Origin of the sequence: Ammoniphilus resinae (assembly GCF_017873965.1) — a bacterium.
Classification (GTDB): Bacteria; Bacillota; Bacilli; order Aneurinibacillales; family RAOX-1; genus Ammoniphilus_A; species Ammoniphilus_A resinae.
In genome coordinates, this window is the sequence record NZ_JAGGKT010000033.1 from 1 (window position 1) to 24,348 (window position 24,348).

Genomic DNA, 24,348 nt, shown 5'->3' on the forward strand with positions numbered 1-24,348 from the left:
TTTAAAAAAGATGACCCCTGTTCAATTCAGAGATCATCTTCTTAGAGCTGCCTAGACTTTTTTATAGCGTCCTTTACAAAGGGTACATTTTAGTTTGAACAAACCCCATTTTCTTATAAAAAGCAATCGCATTTTCATTCTTTTCCCATACGCCTAGCCAGACTTTCTTTTTATGACACTCCATCGCAATTTCCATCGCTTTATTTAACAGATATTTGCCAAGTCCATGTTTTTGATATTCCTTCTTTATGTAAATTCTCTCGATTTCAAGTGATTCATTACCCATTTCTTCTGACTGCGCATCATTGGTATTGAGCTTTAGATATCCAGCTAGTTCATGATTAAAATAAACAAAATAGAATTGCGAAGAACGATTGGATAACTCTTCTGCCAACTGTGTTACGTTAAACGCCCTTTCCAAATAGGCGTTCATATTTTCGGGTGAATTCTGATGCTTAAAAGTCTCGTTAAATGTTTCATAACTAATTTCTTGAAGTACGCGTATATCTTCAAGGGTACACTTTCTAATATGGATCGTCATTTTAATTAAGTTACTCCTTTCGTATCATCAATAATTTCTCTTGTTTCCCTTTTTCACAAATTAACCTGCTTTTGTTACGTTTGCAACAAAAAATAAAAAAGACGCCCCTTAGGACGTTTTTAATTAAATATTGACAACACGGGTGGTGGTTCCACTTAAAACATGTCGATGATTACGAGTTACAAATGTTTGAACACGAAAATTGTGTACGTGACCTCCGCTTACTGGAATGGCTAATCCTGTACGGCCACTAAAAGCATGGGAGTGGCCGTTAACTACTCCTGTTACACCTCTAAAAGTATGAAAATGGCTACCTTGTGTAAATATGGTCCTTCTCGTAAATGTTCGAAATGGATGCCTATGACCACGATTTATAGAGCTAAGACCTCGTAGAATATGGGCCAATATTTTTGTCTCACTTTTTCTTTTCATTATCGCTCATCCCTCCTTCTTTTCAACTCGGATTATATTATGTAAGGAGAATGTCTAATTCTCTGGGTAAGTGAACAAAAAACGACTTGAGTTTATTTAGCATAAGTACTCATCTTTGCTATTCAAATAGAAAATGCTAAAGCTCTTTCTATAGCTAGGACACCTATAACGCCAACTAGTTTAGTTCGAGGGAGTATCCAGATTGTCAAAGACTTCTGCATTTCTTGTCTCTAAATATATTTTAAATCTCTCCTTTAATTAAATAATCAATCAATTCTCCATTGACTAAACTTTGCACAAAGGTCAAAATTTTTCCCAGAGGAAACTTTATGGGAGTAAGCGCATATGATGATAGCGTATGGTAAAAGGATTTTAGAGTTTGTTTTTTTTTTGCCTTAATTGTTTCCTAAGGGAAAATTTTTGGTGATTAGGAAAATCCAAATGAGAGGTGATATTTTTATGTTATCTGCTATTACAGTTCGTAACTTAAATGTTTCTTATCACGGAAATGATGCGATACAAAATGTAAGCTTTTCTGTTTCTCCAGGAAAACTGGTGGGGATCATTGGACCCAATGGAGCAGGAAAGTCAACACTTCTTAAAGCGTTACTGGAACTGATTCCAAGAGATACAGGAGAAATTCAAATGAATGGAAAGGGCATCAGCGAAATTCGAAAGCATGTGGCTTATGTGCCTCAACGAAGTAACATCGATTGGGATTTCCCTATTACGGTCATTGATACCGTATTACTTGGAACCTATCCGAATTTAGGGATCTTTCAGCGACCAAAAAAGAAAGAAAAAGCATTAGCCTATGATTGTTTACAAAAAGTAGGAATGGGAGATTATGCGAATCGTCAAATTGGGGAACTTTCAGGTGGGCAACAACAAAGAGTGTTTATGGCGAGGGCATTAGCGCAACAAGCAGACATTTTCTTTTTGGATGAACCGTTTGTTGGTATTGATGTTTCCAGTGAAAAAGCGATTGTTAATATCTTAAAAGAATTGCGCGATGGCGGTAAAACAGTATTGGTTGTTCACCATGATTTAAACAAAGCAAACGATTATTTTGATGAATTGATTTTGCTAAATAAAGAGCTAATTGGTGTTGGTGAAGTGGAAAAGGTCTTTCGTTCAGAAATATTAGCCAAAGCATATAACACTCAATTCCCCTTTTTAAAAGAAATGGAGGTGCAGATGTAATGTCTTTTATTGATGCGGTTTTCCAATATGGATTTTTACAAAAGGCTCTTTTGACTTCCACCATGGTCGGAATCCTTTGCGGGGTCATCGGATGTTTTATTATTTTAAGAGGAATGGCACTGATGGGAGATGCGATTTCCCATGCGGTATTACCAGGCGTTGCGATCTCTTACGCGCTAGGAATTAACTTCTTTCTTGGTGCCGTGTTAACAGGTGTACTAACAGCCATTGGGATTGGTTTTGTCAGTCAAAACAGCCGAATCAAAAATGATATATCAATAGGAATAATGTTTACGGCTGCTTTCGCCCTTGGGATTGTGTTGATTACTTTCATGAAGAGCAGTACCGATTTATATCACATTCTATTTGGAAATGTGCTCGCTGTTCGTCCATCAGATATGTGGATTACGCTTGGAATTGGAATGTTTATCCTTTCTACCATTTATTTATTCTACAAAGAGCTTTTAATTTCGTCATTTGATTCAACCATGTCAGCTGCCTATGGTTTGCCGATTAAGTGGATTCACTATTTTCTAATGACTCTCCTTACGATGGTGACTGTTGCTTCTTTGCAAACGGTTGGCATTGTTCTTGTGGTCGCTATGCTTATTACTCCAGCGGCTACTGCCTACTTATTAACGGAACGGTTATGGATCATGCTTTATCTTGCGGCGGGTTTTGGCGTGATTTCGTCTGTTATTGGATTGTATTTTAGTTTTACTTATAACTTACCTTCGGGAGCTACCATCGTTTTAGTCTCAACCTTTTTATTTATCGTAACATTTGCCTTTTCACCTAAGCACGGATTATTGTGGCGTACTTTGAAGTCGAAAAGAAAAAAGAAAGCATTAGTTCATTAACTAAAGTTCATGTAAAAGGAGAATGAAAGATGAGTAAAGTAAAGATGATTTTTATGAGTTTATTTACCCTCTTGCTTCTAGCTGGATGTGGGACGAATCAGGTGACCCAAACGAATCCCACGCCCGAGCCCGGAAGTGCAGAACAAGATAAGGTGCAAGTAGTCACTACCTACTCCATCCTCTATGATATTGTCAAAAATATTGGAGGGGATCGAGTGGAAATCCATAGTCTAGCACCCATTGGTTCCAATCCCCATGAATACGATCCACTTCCAGAAGATGTCCAAAAGACAACAGATGCAGATGCCGTTTTTTATAATGGGCTGAATTTGGAGGCAGGGAATTCCTGGTTTGAAAAACTCATGGTCACCGCAGGAAAATCGGGTGAAGATGCTCCCGTTTTTCGTCTAAGTGAAGGCGTACAACCTAAATACTTAACCACAAAAGGAAAAGAAGGCGAAGAAGATCCTCATGCATGGCTTGACATACAAAACGGGATCAAATATACAGAGAATGCAAGGAATGCCTTGGTAAAAGTGGATCCAGAACATGCAAAGGTGTATCAAAAAAATGCAGAGGATTACATTCAACAGTTAAAACAGCTTCACCAAAGTGCGGTGGATCAATTTCATCAGATTCCAAAGGAAAAACGTTACTTAATTACGAGTGAAGGAGCCTTTAAATATTTCTGTGCTGCCTATGATTTTGAAGCAGGATATATTTGGGAAATCAATTCTGAAAACCAAGGCACTCCCCAACAAGTTCTCGAAGTGGTTCAACTGATTAAATCCAAACAAGTACCTGTCCTGTTTGTCGAAACCAGTGTGGATCCGAGGAGTATGGAGATGGTGTCTAAAGAAACAGGAGTTCCGATTGGTGGTGTACTGTTTACTGATTCGTTAGGAAAACCAGGTGAAGGCGGGGAAACTTATCTGAAAATGATGGAATCGAACATTCATGTGATTAGGGATCAGTTACAAAATCAATAGGATAAAAAATGATATTCCAATACCGCAATAGGCTGCCATCAAAAGTGGCAGCCATTCGTTCTTACCACGAACACATTCTTGCACAAGAGCATTTGGGGCATTGATGGATAAATGAACGCCAACGGCAAAAGAAACAGGACCTACACAGTCATGAGGGATCTCACTTTAATTGTTGAATCGTTAGTAAATTTTCATTATCTGGGGAAAATATCCCTAATTATTAGTTTTGGAGGATACAAAATGACGGATCATTCTACTCGATTGACCTCTTCAGAAATTACTGCACTGTGGAGTGCATATCAAAACAACACTATGGCTGTATGTGTGTTTGAGTATTTTGAAAATAACGTGGAGGATATGGAAGTAAGGTCTATCTTAGAATATGTACTGGAGATATCTCGGAAAAACGTTCAACAAGTTATTGATATACTTCAAATGGAAAAACAAATCATCCCCGTTGGTTTTACAAATGCAGATGTTAATGTAAATGCTCCAAGACTTTATTCAGATGCCATTTACTTGTATTACCTAAAACAGATGTCTAAGGTTGCGTTAGCCACATACGGAGTTGCGCTACCTACTTCCGCACACTCAGAAGTTCGTGATTTTTTAAGCAAGGCACTGTCAACTTCCACCGAATTATATAATAAGACGGCAGATATTTTATTGCACAAGGGGTTATTTTTGTCCGATCACCATACATCTCAACACCACATAAAAGCGATTTTGTCACAAAACAAAGCTATCTAGGTGGATTACTTAATATGAAACCAGCTAATGTATAGTCCAATAACACCCTTGACATCTAAGGGTGTCCTTTTTTGTTACAATTTTATTTTTAGAGCCTTCCGGACTTTAAAAAAATCTCATATATGGTTCTCTTCGACGCTCCCCCAACCCTAATTCTATGAGGGAGTTGCAGGTTATAGATGGAACGGGCGTTTCTGGACGTTTTATGTGCTTGACCCAAGATTTATTGATGCAGTTTCATGCCCCCCAATTCCTACCCCTTACTAAATTGTAAGTACTGGCTTTTAAAAAAACCAATCAACAGATTGGTTTTTTTTACATAAACGAGATTCAAAAACGCATCTACGCTTGCGTGGTCATTTGAACTAACTAAATCTTTCCCAATGCCTGTTCAATATCCAAAATCAAATCATCTGCATTTTCCAATCCAATAGACAACCGAACATCACAAAGCGACAAACCTAACTCCATAAAACGTTCATAAGGAAGTTTCTTAAAGTAGCTGATGGCAGGCGAGTAGCAAAGACTTTCGTGTCCTCCCCAACTGACTCCAATTTTAAATAGTCTTAGTGCATTAAAAAACTGACCGATCTGTTCATCTGCACAATCTAATCGAACGGAAAACAAACCGGTATACCCTGTCATTAGCTTCTTCCCCAGTTCGTACTGTGGATAGGATTCAAGCCCCGGATAGCGGACGGCCAATACCTTTGGATGTTGATCTAAAAACTTGGCTACCCTTAACGCATTCTTTTGATGCCTTTGCAATCGTAAAGGCAAAGTTCTCATCCCCCGAAGTATCATCCAGGCCTCGATCGGAGCCATTTTTGCCCCAAACAGGATATGCTCTCTCATGAAAATGCTGTCCACATCCTCTGCCCGACCAATGATGGCTCCCGCGATGACATCGCTATGTCCGTTGATATACTTCGTACAGGAGTGAATCTCTAGATCTACTCCCAATTCGAGCGGTTTTTGATATAGAAAAGTGGCCCAGGTATTATCAATAATCGTTTTAATCCCATGCCTCTTTGCCAACTCAACGATGGCAGGAATATCCTGCAGCTCAAAAATGGCCGTTGTGGGACTTTCCAAGTAAATAAGGGTTGTATTAGGCCGGATAGCCGCTTCAAATTCCCCTATATCTTTGCCGTCAACAAAGGTCGTATCGACGTTCATTTTTTCCTTCACATATTTCCCTAAAAAACTATGGGCTGAGCCATAAATATTTCTTACCGCAATCACGTGGTCGCCGTGGTTGATGTAGTGAAGGATCGCCGCTGTGATCGCTGCCATGCCAGATGAAAGCAATTTCGCACGTTCACCGCCCGCTAGTTTGGCCATTTTTTCTTCAACAACCCGAACCGTCGGGTTACCGCCCCTTGTATAAAGACAATTGTTGATTTGGTCATCAAACATATTGCACAAGCTTTCCCAATCCTTCGCTGCAAATAGGGTATTTTGATAGATCGGAGGAACAATGGCGCCACCTTGAGTCATGGGTTCCTCAGCAAAGTGGGCAAGGATTGTTTCCATTTCATAATCTAAGGATTCTTTTTTCACGTTTTTACCCATCCTTCTTCCCTTTTAATCGACTTGCAAACATTGTACTACTTTTCCTAAAATTTAAACATAACGCTATGGAGGATACCTCCAAAAGAAAAACCCGCCATGCGGCAGGTATGAGAAGAAGAAATACTAACAAAGGTTTTGTTGTAATAAATATTATCGTTAAATTGTGAACAAAGTGTTTGAAAAATGTTAAAAGAAATCATTTCCCAAAATGGGGGCTTTTCCTTAATTTTCTGCAACGACTTACCACGACGACAGTTCCGTTCTTTTCCACGTATTGGGAGCCACACAAACATAAACGTACTTTTCATCCCAAGCCACTTCACCTTGAACGCCAGGCGATGTGGAGGAGGCAGGTGTGAAGGATTGGCGAATTCTTACACTATTATCATCTACATCCAACTTTGTTTGGGGATCCGAAGCACCAACACCGACATTTCCATTACTGCGGCTTATGTATAATGGAGAATCCATGACTTCCCCCGAATCGGAATACCGTACGATTTGCAAGTTAGAACCTGCGTTGCCACCTCCTTCTGAGGCGCTGTCCGCTCGAATGCCCCATCGTGGCGTCGTCACATTGCCTTGCTCGGATTTGGAAAACTGAAGATCTCGATTCGTATCAGGTTCTCCGGCTACCCGAAGGATGCCGTCCATCACATTAAAGTTGGAGGAGTGCGTTCGAATCTCTGCGGTATCCACGTCATAAGGGACTTCAAATCTCGTGAATAATTCTCCTGCGTTCTTTCCGGTTGGGGACATCGTGGTTTCGATCGACAGATGTTTATGATCATGCTGTTCTGCGTTGTTGGCTTTCTCATGCGAAATGATCGCTGTCTTGTCCTCCCCTTTTTCATTGGCCCATGATATGGCCGGTTTCGCTCGGTCACCCGTCCATTGCAGTCTAATCAAGTCACTCAAATGGCCTTCCGACGAGATCCATTGCTGATCGGTAGAAAGATGTATTCTTTCATTGTGAGGAATTTGTATCCCCCCTCCTGGCAAAGGTGACTCGGTAAACGACGAATTCGTGGAAGCGGCTTGTGAGCACGACACTAATAAGAACGAACAGCATAACCCTAAAGCAAGTGAAACTACCTTTGCAGTCCTTTTCATTTGACTTCCTCTCCTTTCTGCGGCACCTATTCAGGGCTTAGATTTACTGCATCTATCGTATTGATGGGCAAGATCTTATCTCTTCCCAAACGGTTCACATATTCAAGTATTTGTTCAAGCAACGCTGGCTTTATTTCGTACAACTCATCGTTTTTCGGGTCTATCCCATGCAGCATAATGATGCACCACTTCTTATTTTTCACAGCCTCATCAATCCGGGCTTTCACCTGGGCGAACGTCGTTTCATTGGTAACCGCAATACTCGAGTGAAGCCAATAAGGATCGCTTGGTGGGAGATTATTCTGTTTATGTTCAAACACGCGGACAGCTTTGTAATGTTTCTTCGCAAATTCCCTCACTCGAGGATCGTACCGGGAAAACGGGATCGCGATCGAGTTGACTTCTGGTACGATTTCCAGTAACATTTGTTTGCTTTTGGCCAATTCAAATTCCAGGTCTTCATCCGTATTGCTGGTTAAAGGATCGTAATGCGAATAGGTATGGGAGCCGATCTCGATCCCCTTGTCATAAATATGTTTTATTTGGCCGGCATCTAGAAATTCGCTGTCCGCTCCACCTTTGATCCTTTCGGTGATCACATTCAAAGTAGCGGGAATCCCGTATTTTTCATGCAAAGGCAGAGCATCATCATAAAACGAATCCAATCCATCATCATAAGAGAGCGTAATTAGGGCTTGTCCATTGAAATCCTTTGCACTAGGATTAACGATTTGATTCGTCATCCAAACCGAGTTTTGAGAATCATTCCATGCTACTCCATACCCTAATCCTTCTGCCACAGCCCGAATAGGGACCAGTGCCCTCCCCTTCATCAGTTGTGGAGCGACTTCCGATTTTACTTCCTTTCCGTTGATTACCAGTTTCACGGGAGAGGTCGCTGATCCACCCCGATTGAATTCTTGCGTCCCTTCTCTTTTCGGTGAACCACCTGACACAAAAATGGTCCTTCGGGCTTCATCCCACTTCACCGCAGCACCCAAGCCTTCTGCCGCAGCTCGAATGGGAACCATTGTTCTTCCTTTGATGATCTGCGGGGGAACTTCTACTTTTGTCTCTTCACCATTAATCATAAGCTTAATCGGTGGTGCAGCTGCTGCAACCATTGCAGAAGAAACCATCACTCCGACCACCAATCCTAGACCTAGCTTTCTCATCGAACTCCTCCTAAAAAATTCCTGCCCAACCCTTACTAAATTCCGCACCACACTCCATTGAATTTTAGTGAATGAATATTAACAGCCTGTGTTCTTTATTTGAGAAAATCATTACCAATCGTTGTTAAAATGTTATCAATTGTTACCAAACTATGACCATGTATAGGATTCCACACAAAGAATTAATCAAATAAAAAACTTCTTAAGAAAAATCCCTAAGAAGTTCATCGACATACTTCAGACCCTAGCCCAATTAAGGTTTCAATTCCATCCACCCCTTCAAGCTATGGATGGAAAACCGTAAATATTAAAGTTTCATTTTACTGGTCAGATACCCAATTTATGGGGATAAATAGGTTGTTTTTGTGATTCTACACAATTCCCTTTACAGCGACACGCACTTCTCCTATATCAATTCCAGAATTATTTTGAATAATTATGAGAGTAACACTACCCCGTGTGTCAACTAAGGGTAATTCAACACCTGAAACATTGATTATACTTTCGGGGACGCTAGCCACAGTAGTATTATCACTGGTGAATATAAGACTAGAAATCGTTGCGGTAACAGATCCATTGCTAATAGATATCCAAACATAGGCTTTTGCAAAGGCATCGGTTGGAAAGGATAAAGCCTTAATATCCCCATCATTGAGAGAGAATTTATCAGGTTCTCCCATTAGCGGGAAAACTTGAAAGTCTACTTTAACAGGCCAAGCGTTTTCAGTAGTATTGGGTAAACCTTGATTAACGAACTTAACTGGTTGAATGCCCATTTGATTAACACCTCCTATTAATCTACACAATATACTCTATTAGAATAATAGATTGTTGTATCAGCTTTTATTGGAGGCTATCAGTGGATTTTATCTATTGTGCTTGATAAGATAAATTTATATATTTCGAATAATAGAAGAAAAAATACCAGCGCCACTAGCCCAATAACGATTATTCTTTTATTCATTAAGTTCCCCTAATCTTATTTGGTTGTTTAATGATCACGCCGATTATATCAAAGAAATTTAGATTAAGTCATCCTTATTCCATTATCCCTGCCCTATCGTTCAATAACAAAAAGGAGGAGTCAATGAGTGACTTTTACACATGATTTTCGTTAAAGCAAGCAGTAAATTGTGCATACTTTAAGTAAAGGGGGCATGTATGTTGCAAAACGCGAAAGGTACACTTTTTGTATTTGATACATTCGAATTTGTCACCGAGGAAGAATTACATGAAATATTTAATTACTCGGAGAAACGGGGCTTTTCCCAAGTTATTTTTTATCCGCAGCATGAAGAAACATTACGACGAATGAATATCCCTGTATCGAGACCGTATTTTAAAAGATTGGACCTTTTATTTGAACTACTTGAGGAAAGTACGCATGTAATGCCAGCCTCTATTGACCAGTGGGAAGGTAAGAGAAAAAAGTACACGCCGATTGAGACGTCTCTTTCGTTCTTAACCGAAAAATATCAGTCACCGCATTTCGTTTTGATGAATGCAATCTATGCCGATAAAATCTCTACATATAAAGGCTTTGAGGAACAAATACGGAAAATTCGCCTTATCATTCGAGCGGGCGACCATTTTAGACCGAATGGGATCTTACAGAAATATACGCACAGATGGGAAGAATGGAAAAGTACAGAGGATGATTAAACCAATAGACAGTTCTGGAATATCCGTAGCTAATAATTATTGGCATGATTTGGCAACAATCTTTTTTGTTTCTGCTATCACTGTTGTAACACCTTGACCGATACACAAACCGCTAATGACGAACAGTGAAAATAGAATTTTGTACCACATATAGACCACCTTATGATTATTTGAGAAGGAATAGGCATTAGCAGTTCAAAATAAATTCTTTCTGAATAGTATGTAAGATCCTGGTTCCAGGGAAATCTGAATTTAACCGAGGAGGCGAAAATCCCATGGCCCTCCATGTAAAGATCGAGTTGCTGCAGATCGATCTCCACGAGCTCAATGAGCCTTTCAGGAATGAATATATTTTTCAGATCAAATTTTTTGGTAATTTGATTGTCTTTGAGCGGAAGCAATACACTTCTGGGGCGGCGCTTTTCCCGATAACGTTCCATTATAATGAAACGATCGTCGACCATACTTTTATCGAAGTTGAAAACACTCCTTATCAATTCACGTTGGACTTACGAGTCGTCGAAGATGATCCCATCTTTGATGACATTGCAGAATCGTCTTTCTCTTTCTCTATTGAACCGCAAAATGTGCAAAGTCCATTTGCGATGAATTTCAACCCTAGAATCAAACAGGACAGCGAAGGAATCGATGCGACTTTCCATTTCTTGTTCCAATTTGAGCCTACTTCGTCGCCGCCCATACCTTGAATGAATTCTAATCAGACGGAATGATTTACTATTTTAAACTCACTATTAATTCTACTCTACACTTTACCACTATTTGTGATACGGTTCACCGAACCTCACCTAAGCACATAGTTGATTTTGACCATAAGGTATACATCAACATACAACCCTTAATCGAATAGGACGTGAGTAATCACGTCTTTTTATTTGGGGCGTGGAAGTGGAAGTGCTATGGGCATATTATAAAACTCACATTTCATGTAATTCCATCAACACATCACCAAACAAACGAACCAAAAGAAAAACCGCCCATGAAATGAGCGGATAAGTGAAGGCATTTCTAACTGATATTACTGGAATAACAAGCAATGGAAACTATGTGCCTATGTCCATTTTATTTATGACTATGGTGATTGCATTTGAACTTGTTCTGTTGTGGGTCACAGGAAAAAATAGACCTCTCTTTGTTCTGTACCCTTTCCGTTTACAATCGCTGATCCGTTTTCCCAATTGATATCTTCTATGTTTAATCGATGAACCCCTCCCAAGAATCTTTCTTCTTGATTCCATCATTACTGGAATGGGAGGGGGTTAATCATCTTATGCTATTCAAGGCGAACCCGATTGTGAAAGAAGTAATCCTATTAACCCTCAAACCTATATGAATAATTAATGTAAATAATTATTCAGAAGACCATTTATTGAGTGATTTAATTCATCTATATCAGGATTTCCTACTTTCGTATCGTTAATGCTATATTTCCTTTTTAGTTGAATAATTCTTTCTATACTTTCATTTAATCTTTGTTCGGAAATTTCCCCATTTTGAACAGCAGCTTTCAAAGAGGAGGTAATCTTTACAATATTATTATAGTCATGTCCTACTAAAATAATATCGCTTCCTGCCTTTACTGATTCTACCGCTGCTTTGCCAATATCAAAATGTTCCGTAATGGCCCCCATTGTCATATCATCTGTTATGATGACTCCCGTGAAACTAAGTTGTTTTCTAAGAAGATCCGTCATGACAGCTTTTGACATGGACGCTGGATTGTTTTTATCCAATTCAGGCAATAAGATATGGGCGACCATCACAACATCTGCTCCTTGATCAATTGCACGTTCAAACGGAATTAACTCTAGTTCTTTAAGTTCCTTAAGGCTTTTATTTACAATTGGGAGTTCCAGGTGGGAATCAACCGATGTATCTCCATGTCCAGGAAAATGCTTAATTGTAGGGATGACGTTTTGCGACTGAATCCCTTTCATCGTTTGAATCCCAAGTTTACTTACTATTTCCGGATTGTTCCCAAATGATCGATCCCCGATTACTGGGTTATTTGGATTGCTGTTAATATCGAGAACAGGGGCAAAATCGAGATTTAAACCAAATTCCTTTAATTCTTTCCCTAAGAGTGTTCCGACTTTATAAGAAAAATCGGGATTATTTAACTGTCCTATCTGTTTATTTGGAGGAAAGTTAACAAGTCCACCTGGCAATCTTGTCACACGTCCACCCTCTTGGTCAACACCTAGTAAAAGCGGTAGACTCGAACTATTTCCAGATTTCAGTTGATTCACAAGTTGAATCACTTGTGCAGGGGTTTCAAAATTATATTTGTAGAAAATAATTCCCCCGACATGGAATTGGCCTATTAATTGTTTTGCGTTTGCATCCATTGTAGTCCCGGATACCCCAGCAAGAATCATCTGGCCAATTTTATCTTCTAAGCTCAGTTTAGAAATCACCTCTGAAATGGATTGATTTCCTTGTTGATTTGGTTTCTTTTCAATCTGTGTAAAGAGTGAGATATGGTCAACTTTAGGATTTGGCTCCTGCTCTGTTTTTACTGGTAAAACCCATAATAAATCAGTAGAAGACGCTGCATGATAGACAAGGATCATTTGGTCAACCGTTGAATCTTTATAGTATCGAATGGCATCGGGTTGTCCACCAGTTTTCTCAATTTCATTTAACGAGATATTTTGCAGTTCAGAATCATACGATCGTATATCATTAACAGTCTGATCGGCATAGCCGATTGTAGCATGATGACTTTCGTATTCCTCATATCTGCCTTTATCAGTTTCCGAAATACGGTCTGATTTTCCCCACTCTTTGTTTACTTCCTTCCATTCTGTTTTACCGGAAACAAAGGGAATGTTCGGAACCTTACCTTCCTTAGATAAGGAAAATGTTTCCTCAACTAATTTCTCAAGACTTGAAATCTGATCATTCCCCGAATCTAATGTTTTTTTATCGGATGGGTAAGTTATATCTGGATTCTCTTTAACTGGCGTCTTCTCGCTACCATTTTCTTTGGCTGCATAAACGCCAATGATCAAGGCTAAAATTAAAAGTGGAATCGTAAAAATAAGTAGATTATTTCGAGAAGCCCTTTTTCTTTTCATTTTCCAATTCCCCTTTCTTCCATTTTTAATTATAGGTCTAATCAGTAGATGGGATTTCTTTTAAATATCCTTTTTTCTTTTCTCTCTTCATAAATAATCAGCCACACTGTTCTTTCCAGCAATCTTCGGCAAAATGCCCCTTAAATGAAAAAAGGAGCGCTCAATATCATTTGTCAAGGATATTAAACGCCCGTTTGTTAAAGACCCTAGGATCTTAATTGTACTTTACGACAAGACCCTAATTATTTTTGGGCTATTTTACTCCATTGGCTTTAAGTGTGACTGTGCTGGTGGTGGTTAAAAGTTTTCCTCCTGAGTAGGCTTTTGATTTGCTTGTTGTGTGCATCCAATAATCAACCAGTCATGATCATCAAGGACAACATAAATACTTTTTTCATAATCTATCTCTCTTTTCTTTTGGCATACCTTAGACGTGGTTAAGGGTTCGAATGTTGCATAATACAAGTTTCCAATATATTAGAAAATGAACACGATCAAATCGTGTTTTTTCCAAATCGAAATAGAACATTTACGTCTTAATGTAATCTGGACTTTACAAAATCAATAAACGCCTCTACTTTACTATCTAAGAAACTAAGTGTTCCTTCATCCACCAATTGTCCTGCTTGTTCATCAAACTTCTGATGTGCAAAACCGATCAGTACCTCATTTCCTCCTGGAGGAAGTATCTTTGCCTGAATACCAGGAGCTGCTAGAATTTCACGCAAATGCATTTGAGCACGAACGGTTCCGAGCATTCCAGGAGTCGCACCAAGAGCCATGACTGGTTTACCAATGAATACCTTGTCCACCCTAGAAGCCCAATCTAGGGCATTCTTTAAAACGCCAGGAATGGACCAATTGTATTCTGGCGTAATGATGATAACCCCATCTGCACTTGCGACTGACTCTTTAAATTCTTTTACTGCCTGCGGTGGGTTGTTTTCCTCATCTTGGTCAAAATGAGGTAGGGAACGAATGTCTGCTATTTCGATGTCAAATTTTTCTTGGTAACGTTCTTGCATCGTTTTTGCAAGGTGCATGTTATAAGATTCTTTCCTTAAGCTTCCTACGATTGTAACAATTTTCATAATTTATTACCTCCAATAAAATTAGTTAATCATTTTTGTTATTTTGATTGTCAGTACCTTTGCTGAGCAGCATTTCTGTTTTTCTTTGAAGATGTGCTTCTCCCCATTCATGCATCATTTCTAATATGGTTTGAAGCGATTTTCCATATTCCGTCATGTGCGGTTTCGCTTGGATAAATCCCACCAATGGATAAGGAATCATCAACAAATCTGTTACCGAAGCTATAGCTGAAGCAAATATACATGTATGGATAAAAACAGAAAACTTCTTTTTGTCCCTAAGAAACACGAAACAAAAACTTAACGAGAATAACATTTGGGTGATAAGGTCATATTCAAACCTCTTTAATGAAGAAAAGTATTCAATCTGTTTTATCATCTCCATTATTTTTCCAAAAATTGGTATTAAACATAACTTCCCTATAGTTGAACAAACAAAAAAGAATCGAGTAGCCTTGTGAAGCTCTCGATCCTCGTGAAAAATAATTATATTTTCACCGTACAAATTTTATAGATGATATGACTATTAATTTTAGTTGTTCCTTACGGTCGTCTTGTAGAATAATTTCAGCAGCAATGACACGCACTAATTGCCCGTATTTCATTAGTAAATGCCCAATATTCATGGTCTCCGTAACCAATGTCAACAACTTAGGTTCATGATGCCCAGACAAATCACCACCATCAACTTCGATAAGCTTGTATCCTGAAAATAATTCGTTATTTGGTTGGGTTGATGTTTCCCCTCCTACTGGTTCATCAACAATCGCTTTGACAGCTTCTTTTTTTCACTATTTTTATTTGTAATATCTGTGGTTACTTCTTGTGAATCTGTTTCTACATCTGTATTGGATGTATCTTCTACGTTGGTACAACCAACCATAAAGATGATCGTTAAAAGTAAGATTAAATAGTTCTTTTTCTTTTTCAATTTAAGACTCTCATATAATAGTTTCATACTGTTCATTCTAAAAACGACGATTTTATCTTATCTTGTTCTACAATCTTACCAAAAAGATCCTGCCCTTTAGCAAAGTAAAGGAACCGTTAGGCTCCTAGAAAAATCGTTTAGGTCTACGACTTCGCAAGCTAATGCTTTAGCTCAGAGATGGGGTCTGATCCCTTTTCATAACAACAAAAAAGGAGGATCCTTTATGGTTCCTCCAATATAAGTTCAAGCAACTCAGTAAAGTGTTTTCAAGGCTTCAGACGTAAAGGGGATCAGTTCATCTGTGCGACCATCACGGATCTTACGTGCCCAAGAAGGGTCAACTAATAGTGCACGACCTACGGCTACCAAATCAAATTCTCCACGTTCGAGCCGATCGATCAAACTGTCGATCTTGGCATTGCCGGCACCTTTTCCTTCAGTCAATGAACTTAAAAACTCACCATCTAAACCAACGGATCCAACCGTAATGGTCGGTTTCCCCGTCAGCTTTTTCGTCCATCCAGCAAGATTTAAAGGAGAGTCTTCAAATTCTGGCTCCCAGAAACGGCGAGTAGAACAGTGAAATATATCAACACCTGCATCAACTAATGGCACCAAGAATTGCTCCAACTCAGAAGGCGTTTTAGCCAATTTCGCCGTATAGTCACTCCCCTTCCATTGTGAGAAACGAAACACAAGCGGGAATTCCGGTCCAACTGCGCGTCGGCAAGCTTCAATGACTTCCACTGCAAAACGGGTGCGCCTAACCATGTCGCCACCGTAGCGATCGGTACGTGGATTGGTTTTCTCCCAGAAGAATTGGTCTATTAAATATTCATGCGCACCATGCAGCTCCATGCCGTCGAAGCCTAACTGCTTGGCTTCAAATGCTGCTTGTGCGAAGGCGTCAACCATTTTTCTTATTTCCGACTCCGAGTATTCGCCCACACTGCCTCTGGCTCCCATATGCCAAATCTGTGGTATGATCTTTCCGCCTACCCCATGTACTTCAGCCACCACCTTTGCCCACCCATTTAATGCCACTTCACCAAAGAAGTGCGGTACGTTTATTTGATTGGATGAATCCGGGTGATTGATCACCGTACCTTCTGTTACTATTAGTCCAACACCGTTTTCAGCTCTACGACGGTAATACTCAGCAACCTCCATACCTGGGACACCATCAGGAGAATATTGTCGGGTCATTGGAGCCATCACGATACGATTAGATAAATTCAAACTCTTGAATGTAAATGGTTTAAACATAGCTTGAACGGACCCTGTATAATTCATAACAACCTCCCTATTTCGTTCATTATAATATAGTTTGAACTTATTATTTCTTCACTTGACAAAAGGTATAATAATTTTTCTGTTTAAGGACGTCAACATCGAAACACTCCAATGAAATTTTTACACATGTGGCTTGGATATCATTTACACGTTGGATTCATTATGGTATTATTTATTTACGTTATTGCGTATTACGTAAATAGATAATATGGGGTGATGTTTTTGACTCGTGACTATGGTTTAGAACTGGATGGACTCAAGACACAGGTGGCTGAACTACAAGAAATTGTTAAACAGATCGCGAAAAACTCTTTAAGCAAAGAAACACGTGTCAAAGAAGATTGCGACCAATCGGGCGAACTTCCTGGAGACATTAACACTGGACAGGGAGAATTGGGTGGTATATTTTTTTCAGGACAATACCTTGGAAAGAAGTCGCGTTATAGATGGGGACCACACGAGCGGGATGTCATACAACTGTTAGATCTCGATAGTGATAAAGTTGCGAAAATTTTATCTGCACTTGGACATAAACAACGTATCGATATCATAAAAGCCGTCTTACAACAACCCTTGACGGGTGCCGAACTCGTAGATCGCTTGAATATGGGTACCACAGGACAATTGTATCACCATATTAAAGCCTTGCTAGGAGCTGACCTCCTATCACAAGAAGAGCGAGGCGGGAACTACACATTTCCTGAGCATCGAGCACTCCCATTTTTGCTTTTATTAGCTGCAGTTGCAGAGTTGCTTGATACGAGTGACTACATGGAGTTATCGGAAGCTAGAAATAACGCAGGGGATTATTTAGGCACCTCACCAGAGGAATACGATCCACACCTTTTGCTTCGATCAGTATTGGAGAATACCATCCTTGAACATCAGGCGGGCTATTGTTCCGATGTTAGCGTGGTTTTTCATAGTGACGGCAGCGTGACTGTTGCCGATAACGGTCGAGGGATTCCTGTTCAGGCTTTTTCAAACTCGGAAAAGCCGCGTGTTCAAGCTATTCTCACCGAAATAAGTCGTTTTTCTGCTTCATTCAATGCACCAAACGGCCAAAAGGGTATCACGATTCCAATCGTGAACGCGTTGTCACAAAGGCTTACGGTAGAAGTACGAAGAGAAGGCAAGCTGTTCCGTCAGGAATACAAGCACGGTATCCCTCAAACTTCACTTCTCACTGTCGGCCTGACAAATGAAACAGGAACAAGCCTTACGTTTTTTCCCGACAAAGAAATATTCCATTCAGGTTTCGACCAAAGTCTGTTTGCCAATGAAATCGCCGACATTTCAGAGACATTTCCAAATCTGAAAATACATCTACTCACTGACTGATTGGCCCTTTTGACAATATCCCTTGTAAAGATGAATACCAGGTAAAAAAACACACCTCAGGGATTCCTGAAATGTATAGATTGTATATCCACCTCTAGCGGAGAAGGTTGGATCAGCCGTTAAATAAAGGAAGGAAAGTTCCTCTATTTCCTATAATGAGTGAGATATAGGCAAAATAGCGGAAACTTTTTTCCTTTATTGGGCATTTTGTTGGAGTCGGTCTATTTGACGCTTACTTCCCTGTAGTAAACGAAGTGTTGTGGAGTACTTGAACGATAGGATGGCTAGTACCCTTTCCATAGACAATCGCAGGACCCATTTTCCCAATTGATATCCTCTATGTTTATCGCCCAATCCATTCATTATTCCCTTCATACTATGTTACAGATGACATTAAAAAGGAGTGAAATCAAATGAGACAACAATACGGACCTCCTACCTCTCCTCCCCCTTTTTACATTCCACCAAAACCCTCCACTTCGTATATTATTGACTGCGTGTATCAATACACTTATGTATGGCTCACAAATGGGATGAGTTTTTGGTTTTATCCCACAAACGTACAGTATGAAGGAGTTACAGGTTATAGATGGAACGGGCGTTTCTGGACGTTCTATGGGATTGACCCAAGATTTATTGATGCTGTTTCATGCCCCCCAATTCCTACCCCTTACTAAATTGTAAAGAGCTTTGTGATAAGAATTCGAATCACAAGGCTCTTTATCCATCATGTTTTTACAGAAGTCTAAAATCTCCATTATACAATGCTGTGTGAAGTTCTTTTGCAACTGTCACTGGCATAAAAAATTGTTTTATTACGATTAAAAAGAGAACACCAACCAATTGGATGTTCTCTACAAAAGGAGTACACATGAGCTGTTCAGTGAAATATTTTAACGTTGATAATTAACAGTCTACTGTCCCGACGATGACAAGCAGAATAAAGAGGACTAAGATAATTAAAAACATTTCATCGTCGAAACAACCTTGGAAAACACTCATCGTTTTCCTCCTCTCTTTAGATTACAACTACAATATATGAGCCGCTTTATTTTAAGGATTGTATAGATACCTATAAAAATTAAAAAATTTAGGTGAAATAGCCAGTGTTAAACTCAAACTCCCTCTATGAACAAATTTGGGGTATTGGTGGCACAAGCTCTCTCAACAATACGCAATTGATGTAAATTGACTTACGACTTCGCAAGCTAACGCTTTAGCTCAGTGGAGGGGATCATGTGCGATGTATTGGGGCTGGAAAGGAAGCAGGCAGGTAACACTGAAATTACCAATTTGCTTGCAATTTGGAGCATATGGAAATCTAATGGAGTATGTTTGCACATCCACAAAGTCACGTAGACCACAACTTGTATAATCCCTAAATATCTTTAATAATCCAAAAATATGGCATTTGAGCAACTATTCTAAAAGGGTATACACTATTAATAATACATAGGTTCCGGAATCTATATATAACTGTTTTTATTAATTGGGAGGAATTAGATGAAAAAAAGATTATCGATTTTACTTTTAGTTCTAGTTATGGGGATCATGACGGCTTGTGGATCAGGAGAGGAAGCAGGTGGTACAACCTCGGGAAACTCTGGAAGTGATTCTACTAGTTTGCTAGATGAGATTAAAGAAAAAGGAACGGTTACGATTGGCTTTTCAAACGAAGCGCCTTATGCGTATCAAGATGCTGGAACAGGAGAATTAAAAGGAGCAGCAGTTGAAATCGCTACAAAGGTTTTTCACAATATGGGAATTGAAAATGTAAAGGGCCAGATTGCTGAATGGAACCAGCTCATTCCAGGTGTAAAAGCAGGCAAATTCGATGTTATTACAGCAGGAATGGCAATTTTACCAGAACGTGCTGAACAAGTGAATTTTGGTGAACCGGAAATCCAATATGGCGAAGGTTTGATTGTTGAAAAGGGAAATCCCTTAAATCTACATAGCTACACGGATATTGCGGATAATCCTGATGTCATCGTTGCAGTAATGTCTGGTGCAACAGAGGTGGAGTTCTTAAAAGAGATGGGTGTTAGCGAAGATCAGATACTAGAAGTTGCTGACATTCCAGCGTCATTCTCTGCCGTACAATCAGGTCGAGCACAGGCGACAACAGGGACAGAAATGACAGTGAAAATGGCTTTACAATCATCTGATCAATCTGCATTAGAATTTGTTGAAGATTTTGAGCAACCTGCTATTAAGGGGGTACCTAGTTATGGTGCGGCTGCATTTGCCAAAGATAGCAACGAGCTCTTGGAAGCTTATAATGCAGAACTTAAAAAGCTTAAAGAAAGTGGAGAGATACTTGAACTCATAACCCCTTCTGGTTTTGGTGAAGGGAACCTTGTTCCGAATGACTTAACTACAGAACAAGTAATTGAAAGTCTAAAATAACACGGGGAAACGAGGGCAGGTCTCCTAAATCGGAGATCTGTTTTTTCCTTAATAATGGGGTGAGTCCAATTAGTCAAATAGGTGAAATCTTTCCAGTATTAGTTCAAGGTCTAAATACTACGATCCTTATTTTAATAACCTCAGCATTTTTTTCTTTTCTAGTTGCATTTATAGCGGGGTTCGGTCGTTTATCAAAAAATATCATTCTACGTAAATGTACGGGATTCTTTGTAGAAATCTTTCGTGGAACTTCTCTAATCATTCAGTTGTTTTGGTTCTTCTATGCTCTTCCAATTTTGTTTGGCATTGATTTAGGTTCCGAATTTTGGGCTTGTGTAATTGCGATTTCAATGAACTATGGAGCATATATGTCGGAAACCGTTCGTGGTTCAATCCTCTCTGTTTCACATGGACAAACAGAAGCAGCCATCGCTTTAAATATGTCGCGCTTTCAACGGATGAAAATTGTTATTTTACCTCAAGCAATTAGAATGATGCTTCCAGAATTCGGAAATTATCTGATTCAAATGTTAAAGGCAACTTCACTCATATCACTTGTAGGCTTGGCTGATATTGTTTACAAGGGACAACTTTATACAAATACCAATCTGTCTGCGACGCCTACAGTTTACTTATTAATTCTTGTGTTTTATTTTATGATCGCCTTACCTTTAATCGGTTTAACAAAATGGGCGGAAAAACAATCATCGAAGGGTGTGGCTAGTCAATAATGTGGAATTGGGATATGTTTTTCGGGTCGCTTCCGATGGTTTTCAAGGGAATGTGGGTCACCCTTGGGGTAACAATTGCTTGCTATCTTTTTGCAATGGTATTCGGTTTTGTCTGGGTTTTTTTGAAACGAATTCCGTTTAAACCGATTCAGTGGATCGTGTCAATTATTCTTGAATTTATTCGATCGACACCACCGCTCGTGCAATTATTTTTCTTATTCTTTGGGTTACCAATGGTTCCATATATTGGAGTAAGCTTAAGTCCATTGACGGTAGCAGTAATTGGTCTTGGCGTTCACTTTAGTACATATATTTCTGAAATTTATCGTTCTGGAATTGAATCTGTTGATAAAGGACAATGGGAAGCATCTATTGCATTAAATCTGTCTGTTAAAGATAAGTGGATAAAGGTGATCCTTCCGCAAGCGATACCTCCTACCATTCCTATGCTAGGGAACTATTTGATTATTATGTTCAAGGAAGTACCTTTGACTTCGACAGTTGGTGTTGCAGGTATGCTGTTTATGGCTGATAAATTCGGTGCAAGAAATTGGGCTTATCTAGAACCATATACATTAGTAGCGATTTTCTTCCTACTGTTAAGTTATCCGTCAGCAGTCCTAATAAAAAAATTAGAAAACAAACTTAATCGACGATTTGACAAGAAAGCTCCCTTAGGAGCTAAGAATTTGAAAAAGGGAGTGGCAATCGATGGCTGAGCCGGTTGTGAAATATAAAAATGTGACGAAATCATTTGGTGAGGTGGATGTCTTAAAGGGGATTAACTTAGACATCGCACCAGCTGAAAAGATAGCACTCATTGGACCTAGTGGTTCTGGTAAAACGACGATTATTCGATTATTAATGACATTGGAGGAACCCACTTCAGGAATCATCGAAGTGAATAGCCAAAATCTTTGGCAAATGGAGAAAAAAGGTAAGATGGTAAGAGCAAATGAAAAGCATCTAAGGCAAATTAGAGGGGATATCGGGATGGTATTTCAGCACTTTAATCTGTTTCCGCATATGACCATTTTAGAGAATTGTATGACAGGACCAATCCATGTGAAGGGCCAATCAAAAGAAGAGGCTAGGAAGAATGCAATTGAAATGTTAGAAAAGGTTGGTTTGGGTGATAAAGTAGATAATTTTCCGAATCAGCTTTCCGGAGGCCAAAAACAACGGGTAGCGATGGCACGTGCCCTTGTTATGCGTCCAAAGGTAATGCTATTTGATGAGGTAACCTCTGCCCTTGACCCAGAACTTGTTGGTGAAGTCCTAGAGGTGATCCGTGAAATAGCGAAGGAAGGCGAAATGGCAATGATCCTGGTGACACATGAAATGGATTTCGCACGAGATGTCGCCGACAGGATTATTTTCTTAGAAGACGGTGTCATCTCAGAGCAAGGGACACCAGAAGAGGTGTTAGGAAATACCAAGAGCGAACGACTTCAAAAGTTTCTTAGTCGTTTCAGGTCTTGAGATTTTGGGTAGAATCCCCCCTTTAGCAAAGCATACGACTTCGCAAGCTAACGCTTTAGCTCAGAGGTGGGGTCTGCCCCCTTTTCCGGGCGTGAACCCATTTTTCCATGCTATTAAATTCTCGATTCTCGTCGAGTCTTCGAGATCCTTTCACACTGCTTTTCTGTTTCTATTTTTACTCTAGTAATGTATATTTCAGATAAGTCTTCTTTTAAACATCACTTATTTATTACCGAGTTGTTCCGCCAAACCGATTAGAAGCCCTTCAATTCCACGAATGTAGCAGAGCCGATACGAATTCTTGTACTGAACCACTTCGCCAACAAGCTGAGCACCATACTTAGTGAGTCTGGATACCACTTCGTCAATGTCTTCAACGGTGAACATGACGCGTAGATAACCGAGGGCATTTATAGGAGCAGTTCGGTGATCTGAGATAGTAGGTGGGTTGAGAAATCGCGAAAGTTCAATTCGGCTGTGGCCATCTGGGGTAACCATCATAGCAATCTCTACACACTGTGAACCCAGCCCGGTTACGCGGCCAGCCCATTCACCTTCGACTGTAGCTCGCCCTTCGAGCTCCAAGCCAATCACCTCGAAGAAAGAAATTGCGTCATCAAGGGATTCTACAACGATGCTAACATTGTCCATTCTCAGTAATTTGTTTTTTTCCATAATTTTTATCTCCTTATGTGTACAAATTTATTACCTGATCATCTTCATATTTCTCCTATCAGAAATTACCAATCACTTCCAAATAGTTAACATCTTGTCACAGTTCATGATAACAAAGATAAGTCACAGTATAGTAAAATGTGAAATTTGGTTTTCGGTTATTTCATAGTAAATTCAATTCGTAATTACCGTAATAAGATCGTTTTACGTAATAAAGATACATAAATACCCCTATTTAAACTCCTAATATTTTTATACTTTAACAATTCGGAGTTACGATATTATTTCCTGCTTATTGATCATTAAACTAAGTTGCCCGTTACTTCAGTAAAAGAAAAGAAGCTAGCATAGCAGCTTCTTGTAAACAAATTTTTAATTTAAAAACCCTGATATTAGCGAGCGACACCCTCTACATCCTAAAGTAAAGCATGTAAAAAAGGTACAACCAAAAGCTAAAAAAGCTGCTAAGCCTAAAGCTGAAAAAACTAGCAAATCACAGGCAAGTGCTCATGCCAGCCAAACAGCTAAAGATCATGCTAATAAAAACTCTGCTGTTCATAGAAACGCTGAAGAAGCTGTAACAAAAAAAGCTGAAATGGAAGAAGTGACTGTTCAAGAACCTGTTAAGGTTGAAACCGAAGCTGACGCAGAAAATCAAGATACTGCTTCTGTTGCTGAATCCCAGGAAACAACTGATCTTGATAACACAACCGTTAAAACTGGAGATGAAAAAATAGTTAAAGAAGATGAAAAAGAAGAAATAGTAAGCCCTTCTAATGCAAACAAAGCAGAAGCTCAAGCTAGTGAACAAGCAAACGAAAATGCTATTGAACATGCAGCAGATAACTCTGCAGTAGTAACAGGTCAAGTAGCTATTGAGGAAACAACAACTGAAGAAGTTGCTATGAATGCTAGTTTAATAGTAGGCCATTATTAAGCAAAACGCTGAGAAAAAAGTAGACCACCTTATACCAAAACTTCTGTAAAATCAGTTTCG

25 protein-coding genes and 1 pseudogene are annotated in these 24,348 nt (G+C 39.4%); 12 read left to right on the plus strand and 14 right to left on the minus strand.

The window, feature by feature from the left end:
- Positions 1 to 73: 73 nt before the first annotated feature.
- The gene (gene paiA, locus J2Z37_RS24195) at positions 74 to 541 is read right to left on the minus strand and encodes a spermidine/spermine N(1)-acetyltransferase (RefSeq protein ID WP_209812912.1); all 468 of its coding nucleotides are present in this window, start codon (positions 539 to 541) and stop codon (positions 74 to 76) included.
- Between the two features lie 123 nt (positions 542 to 664).
- Positions 665 to 973: a YmaF family protein gene (locus J2Z37_RS26210; RefSeq protein ID WP_209812913.1), complete on the minus strand. Its 309-nt coding sequence runs from the start codon at positions 971 to 973 to the stop codon at positions 665 to 667.
- A 459-nt stretch (positions 974 to 1,432) separates the two neighbouring features.
- Here J2Z37_RS26210 and J2Z37_RS24205 point away from each other — a divergent pair, with 459 nt between their 5' ends.
- The 4 genes from J2Z37_RS24205 to J2Z37_RS24220 all read left to right on the plus strand — a co-directional run bounded on the left by J2Z37_RS24205 (position 1,433) and on the right by J2Z37_RS24220 (position 4,775).
- The gene (locus J2Z37_RS24205) at positions 1,433 to 2,176 is read left to right on the plus strand and encodes a metal ABC transporter ATP-binding protein (RefSeq protein ID WP_209812914.1); all 744 of its coding nucleotides are present in this window, start codon (positions 1,433 to 1,435) and stop codon (positions 2,174 to 2,176) included.
- On the plus strand, positions 2,176 to 3,036 hold the full coding sequence (locus J2Z37_RS24210) for a metal ABC transporter permease (RefSeq protein ID WP_209812915.1): 861 nt from the start codon (positions 2,176 to 2,178) through the stop codon (positions 3,034 to 3,036). Before J2Z37_RS24205 ends, J2Z37_RS24210 begins: the two co-directional genes overlap by 1 nt.
- A gap of 29 nt (positions 3,037 to 3,065) precedes the next feature.
- A complete protein-coding gene (locus J2Z37_RS24215) occupies positions 3,066 to 4,025 on the plus strand; it encodes a metal ABC transporter substrate-binding protein (RefSeq protein ID WP_209812916.1) in 960 nt (319 codons plus the stop codon).
- 240 nt (positions 4,026 to 4,265) lie between these two features.
- Complete coding sequence (locus tag J2Z37_RS24220) at positions 4,266 to 4,775, plus strand: DUF3231 family protein (protein WP_209812917.1); 510 nt, start codon at positions 4,266 to 4,268, stop codon at positions 4,773 to 4,775.
- A 369-nt stretch (positions 4,776 to 5,144) separates the two neighbouring features.
- Here J2Z37_RS24220 and J2Z37_RS24225 read toward each other — a convergent pair whose 3' ends face one another.
- From J2Z37_RS24225 to J2Z37_RS24240, 4 genes are all read right to left on the minus strand, one after another.
- Complete coding sequence (locus J2Z37_RS24225; RefSeq protein WP_209812918.1) at positions 5,145 to 6,338, minus strand: trans-sulfuration enzyme family protein; 1,194 nt, start codon at positions 6,336 to 6,338, stop codon at positions 5,145 to 5,147.
- A gap of 252 nt (positions 6,339 to 6,590) precedes the next feature.
- Entirely contained in the window at positions 6,591 to 7,463 is an 873-nt protein-coding gene (locus J2Z37_RS24230; protein WP_209812919.1) for a hypothetical protein, read from the minus strand.
- Between the two features lie 26 nt (positions 7,464 to 7,489).
- Positions 7,490 to 8,638: a stalk domain-containing protein gene (locus J2Z37_RS24235; protein WP_209812920.1), complete on the minus strand. Its 1,149-nt coding sequence runs from the start codon at positions 8,636 to 8,638 to the stop codon at positions 7,490 to 7,492.
- Between the two features lie 371 nt (positions 8,639 to 9,009).
- Complete coding sequence (locus tag J2Z37_RS24240) at positions 9,010 to 9,414, minus strand: hypothetical protein (RefSeq protein ID WP_209812921.1); 405 nt, start codon at positions 9,412 to 9,414, stop codon at positions 9,010 to 9,012.
- A gap of 388 nt (positions 9,415 to 9,802) precedes the next feature.
- Between J2Z37_RS24240 and J2Z37_RS24245 the strand changes: the two genes are divergently transcribed.
- Both J2Z37_RS24245 and J2Z37_RS24250 read left to right on the plus strand, forming a co-directional pair.
- Positions 9,803 to 10,300, plus strand: a complete 498-nt coding sequence (locus J2Z37_RS24245; RefSeq protein WP_209812922.1) for a hypothetical protein — start codon at positions 9,803 to 9,805, stop codon at positions 10,298 to 10,300.
- Positions 10,301 to 10,575: 275 nt separating this feature from the next.
- Entirely contained in the window at positions 10,576 to 11,007 is a 432-nt protein-coding gene (locus tag J2Z37_RS24250) for a hypothetical protein (protein WP_209812923.1), read from the plus strand.
- A 648-nt stretch (positions 11,008 to 11,655) separates the two neighbouring features.
- Here J2Z37_RS24250 and nagZ read toward each other — a convergent pair.
- From nagZ to J2Z37_RS24275, 5 genes and pseudogenes are all read right to left on the minus strand, one after another.
- Positions 11,656 to 13,398, minus strand: a complete 1,743-nt coding sequence (gene nagZ / locus J2Z37_RS24255; RefSeq protein ID WP_209812924.1) for a beta-N-acetylhexosaminidase — start codon at positions 13,396 to 13,398, stop codon at positions 11,656 to 11,658.
- 536 nt (positions 13,399 to 13,934) lie between these two features.
- Positions 13,935 to 14,489, minus strand: a complete 555-nt coding sequence (locus J2Z37_RS24260) for an NADPH-dependent FMN reductase (RefSeq protein ID WP_209812925.1) — start codon at positions 14,487 to 14,489, stop codon at positions 13,935 to 13,937.
- Positions 14,490 to 14,514: 25 nt separating this feature from the next.
- Positions 14,515 to 14,868 (minus strand): helix-turn-helix domain-containing protein, encoded by a 354-nt coding sequence (locus J2Z37_RS24265; RefSeq protein ID WP_209812926.1) that lies wholly within the window; start codon positions 14,866 to 14,868, stop codon positions 14,515 to 14,517.
- Positions 14,869 to 15,028: 160 nt separating this feature from the next.
- A pseudogene (locus J2Z37_RS24270) lies at positions 15,029 to 15,420 on the minus strand (DNA/RNA non-specific endonuclease); the annotation flags it as partial.
- 252 nt (positions 15,421 to 15,672) lie between these two features.
- On the minus strand, positions 15,673 to 16,713 hold the full coding sequence (locus J2Z37_RS24275; RefSeq protein ID WP_209812927.1) for an NADH:flavin oxidoreductase: 1,041 nt from the start codon (positions 16,711 to 16,713) through the stop codon (positions 15,673 to 15,675).
- Between the two features lie 222 nt (positions 16,714 to 16,935).
- Between J2Z37_RS24275 and J2Z37_RS24280 the strand changes: the two genes are divergently transcribed.
- Positions 16,936 to 18,054: an ATP-binding protein gene (locus J2Z37_RS24280; protein ID WP_425340352.1), complete on the plus strand. Its 1,119-nt coding sequence runs from the start codon at positions 16,936 to 16,938 to the stop codon at positions 18,052 to 18,054.
- Between the two features lie 195 nt (positions 18,055 to 18,249).
- Here the strand turns inward: J2Z37_RS24280 and J2Z37_RS24285 are convergent, their stop codons facing one another.
- Entirely contained in the window at positions 18,250 to 18,429 is a 180-nt protein-coding gene (locus J2Z37_RS24285) for a hypothetical protein (RefSeq protein WP_209812928.1), read from the minus strand.
- A gap of 531 nt (positions 18,430 to 18,960) precedes the next feature.
- Positions 18,961 to 19,056, minus strand: coding sequence for a sporulation protein YjcZ (gene yjcZ, locus J2Z37_RS24290; RefSeq protein WP_209812929.1), 96 nt, complete (start codon positions 19,054 to 19,056; stop codon positions 18,961 to 18,963).
- Between the two features lie 501 nt (positions 19,057 to 19,557).
- On the opposite strand from yjcZ, the gene ehuB reads away from it, so the two are divergent.
- The 4 genes from ehuB to ehuA all read left to right on the plus strand — a co-directional run bounded on the left by ehuB (position 19,558) and on the right by ehuA (position 22,676).
- The gene (gene ehuB / locus J2Z37_RS24295) at positions 19,558 to 20,463 is read left to right on the plus strand and encodes an ectoine/hydroxyectoine ABC transporter substrate-binding protein EhuB (RefSeq protein ID WP_209812930.1); all 906 of its coding nucleotides are present in this window, start codon (positions 19,558 to 19,560) and stop codon (positions 20,461 to 20,463) included.
- Positions 20,464 to 20,531: 68 nt separating this feature from the next.
- Positions 20,532 to 21,194, plus strand: a complete 663-nt coding sequence (locus J2Z37_RS24300; protein WP_209812936.1) for an amino acid ABC transporter permease — start codon at positions 20,532 to 20,534, stop codon at positions 21,192 to 21,194.
- Positions 21,194 to 21,913 (plus strand): ectoine/hydroxyectoine ABC transporter permease subunit EhuD, encoded by a 720-nt coding sequence (ehuD, locus tag J2Z37_RS24305; RefSeq protein WP_209812931.1) that lies wholly within the window; start codon positions 21,194 to 21,196, stop codon positions 21,911 to 21,913. Before J2Z37_RS24300 ends, ehuD begins: the two co-directional genes overlap by 1 nt.
- Entirely contained in the window at positions 21,906 to 22,676 is a 771-nt protein-coding gene (ehuA, locus tag J2Z37_RS24310) for an ectoine/hydroxyectoine ABC transporter ATP-binding protein EhuA (protein ID WP_209812932.1), read from the plus strand. Before ehuD ends, ehuA begins: the two co-directional genes overlap by 8 nt.
- A gap of 222 nt (positions 22,677 to 22,898) precedes the next feature.
- Here the strand turns inward: ehuA and J2Z37_RS24315 are convergent, their stop codons facing one another.
- Positions 22,899 to 23,351: a VOC family protein gene (locus J2Z37_RS24315; protein WP_209812933.1), complete on the minus strand. Its 453-nt coding sequence runs from the start codon at positions 23,349 to 23,351 to the stop codon at positions 22,899 to 22,901.
- Positions 23,352 to 23,946: 595 nt separating this feature from the next.
- Between J2Z37_RS24315 and J2Z37_RS24320 the strand changes: the two genes are divergently transcribed.
- Entirely contained in the window at positions 23,947 to 24,288 is a 342-nt protein-coding gene (locus tag J2Z37_RS24320) for a hypothetical protein (protein ID WP_209812934.1), read from the plus strand.
- Positions 24,289 to 24,348 lie beyond the last annotated feature (60 nt).

Coding starts and splice junctions, on each gene's coding strand:
- paiA (WP_209812912.1), bottom strand. CDS start 541: ATGACGATCCATATTAGAAAGTGTACCCTTGAAGATATACGCGTACTT.
- J2Z37_RS26210 (WP_209812913.1), bottom strand. CDS start 973: ATGAAAAGAAAAAGTGAGACAAAAATATTGGCCCATATTCTACGAGGT.
- J2Z37_RS24205 (WP_209812914.1), top strand. CDS start 1,433: ATGTTATCTGCTATTACAGTTCGTAACTTAAATGTTTCTTATCACGGA.
- J2Z37_RS24210 (WP_209812915.1), top strand. CDS start 2,176: ATGTCTTTTATTGATGCGGTTTTCCAATATGGATTTTTACAAAAGGCT.
- J2Z37_RS24215 (WP_209812916.1), top strand. CDS start 3,066: ATGAGTAAAGTAAAGATGATTTTTATGAGTTTATTTACCCTCTTGCTT.
- J2Z37_RS24220 (WP_209812917.1), top strand. CDS start 4,266: ATGACGGATCATTCTACTCGATTGACCTCTTCAGAAATTACTGCACTG.
- J2Z37_RS24230 (WP_209812919.1), bottom strand. CDS start 7,463: ATGAAAAGGACTGCAAAGGTAGTTTCACTTGCTTTAGGGTTATGCTGT.
- J2Z37_RS24235 (WP_209812920.1), bottom strand. CDS start 8,638: ATGAGAAAGCTAGGTCTAGGATTGGTGGTCGGAGTGATGGTTTCTTCT.
- J2Z37_RS24240 (WP_209812921.1), bottom strand. CDS start 9,414: ATGGGCATTCAACCAGTTAAGTTCGTTAATCAAGGTTTACCCAATACT.
- J2Z37_RS24250 (WP_209812923.1), top strand. CDS start 10,576: ATGGCCCTCCATGTAAAGATCGAGTTGCTGCAGATCGATCTCCACGAG.
- nagZ (WP_209812924.1), bottom strand. CDS start 13,398: ATGAAAAGAAAAAGGGCTTCTCGAAATAATCTACTTATTTTTACGATT.
- J2Z37_RS24260 (WP_209812925.1), bottom strand. CDS start 14,489: ATGAAAATTGTTACAATCGTAGGAAGCTTAAGGAAAGAATCTTATAAC.
- J2Z37_RS24265 (WP_209812926.1), bottom strand. CDS start 14,868: ATGATAAAACAGATTGAATACTTTTCTTCATTAAAGAGGTTTGAATAT.
- J2Z37_RS24275 (WP_209812927.1), bottom strand. CDS start 16,713: ATGAATTATACAGGGTCCGTTCAAGCTATGTTTAAACCATTTACATTC.
- J2Z37_RS24285 (WP_209812928.1), bottom strand. CDS start 18,429: ATGAAGGGAATAATGAATGGATTGGGCGATAAACATAGAGGATATCAA.
- yjcZ (WP_209812929.1), bottom strand. CDS start 19,056: ATGAGTGTTTTCCAAGGTTGTTTCGACGATGAAATGTTTTTAATTATC.
- ehuB (WP_209812930.1), top strand. CDS start 19,558: ATGAAAAAAAGATTATCGATTTTACTTTTAGTTCTAGTTATGGGGATC.
- ehuD (WP_209812931.1), top strand. CDS start 21,194: ATGTGGAATTGGGATATGTTTTTCGGGTCGCTTCCGATGGTTTTCAAG.
- ehuA (WP_209812932.1), top strand. CDS start 21,906: ATGGCTGAGCCGGTTGTGAAATATAAAAATGTGACGAAATCATTTGGT.
- J2Z37_RS24315 (WP_209812933.1), bottom strand. CDS start 23,351: ATGGAAAAAAACAAATTACTGAGAATGGACAATGTTAGCATCGTTGTA.
- J2Z37_RS24320 (WP_209812934.1), top strand. CDS start 23,947: ATGGAAGAAGTGACTGTTCAAGAACCTGTTAAGGTTGAAACCGAAGCT.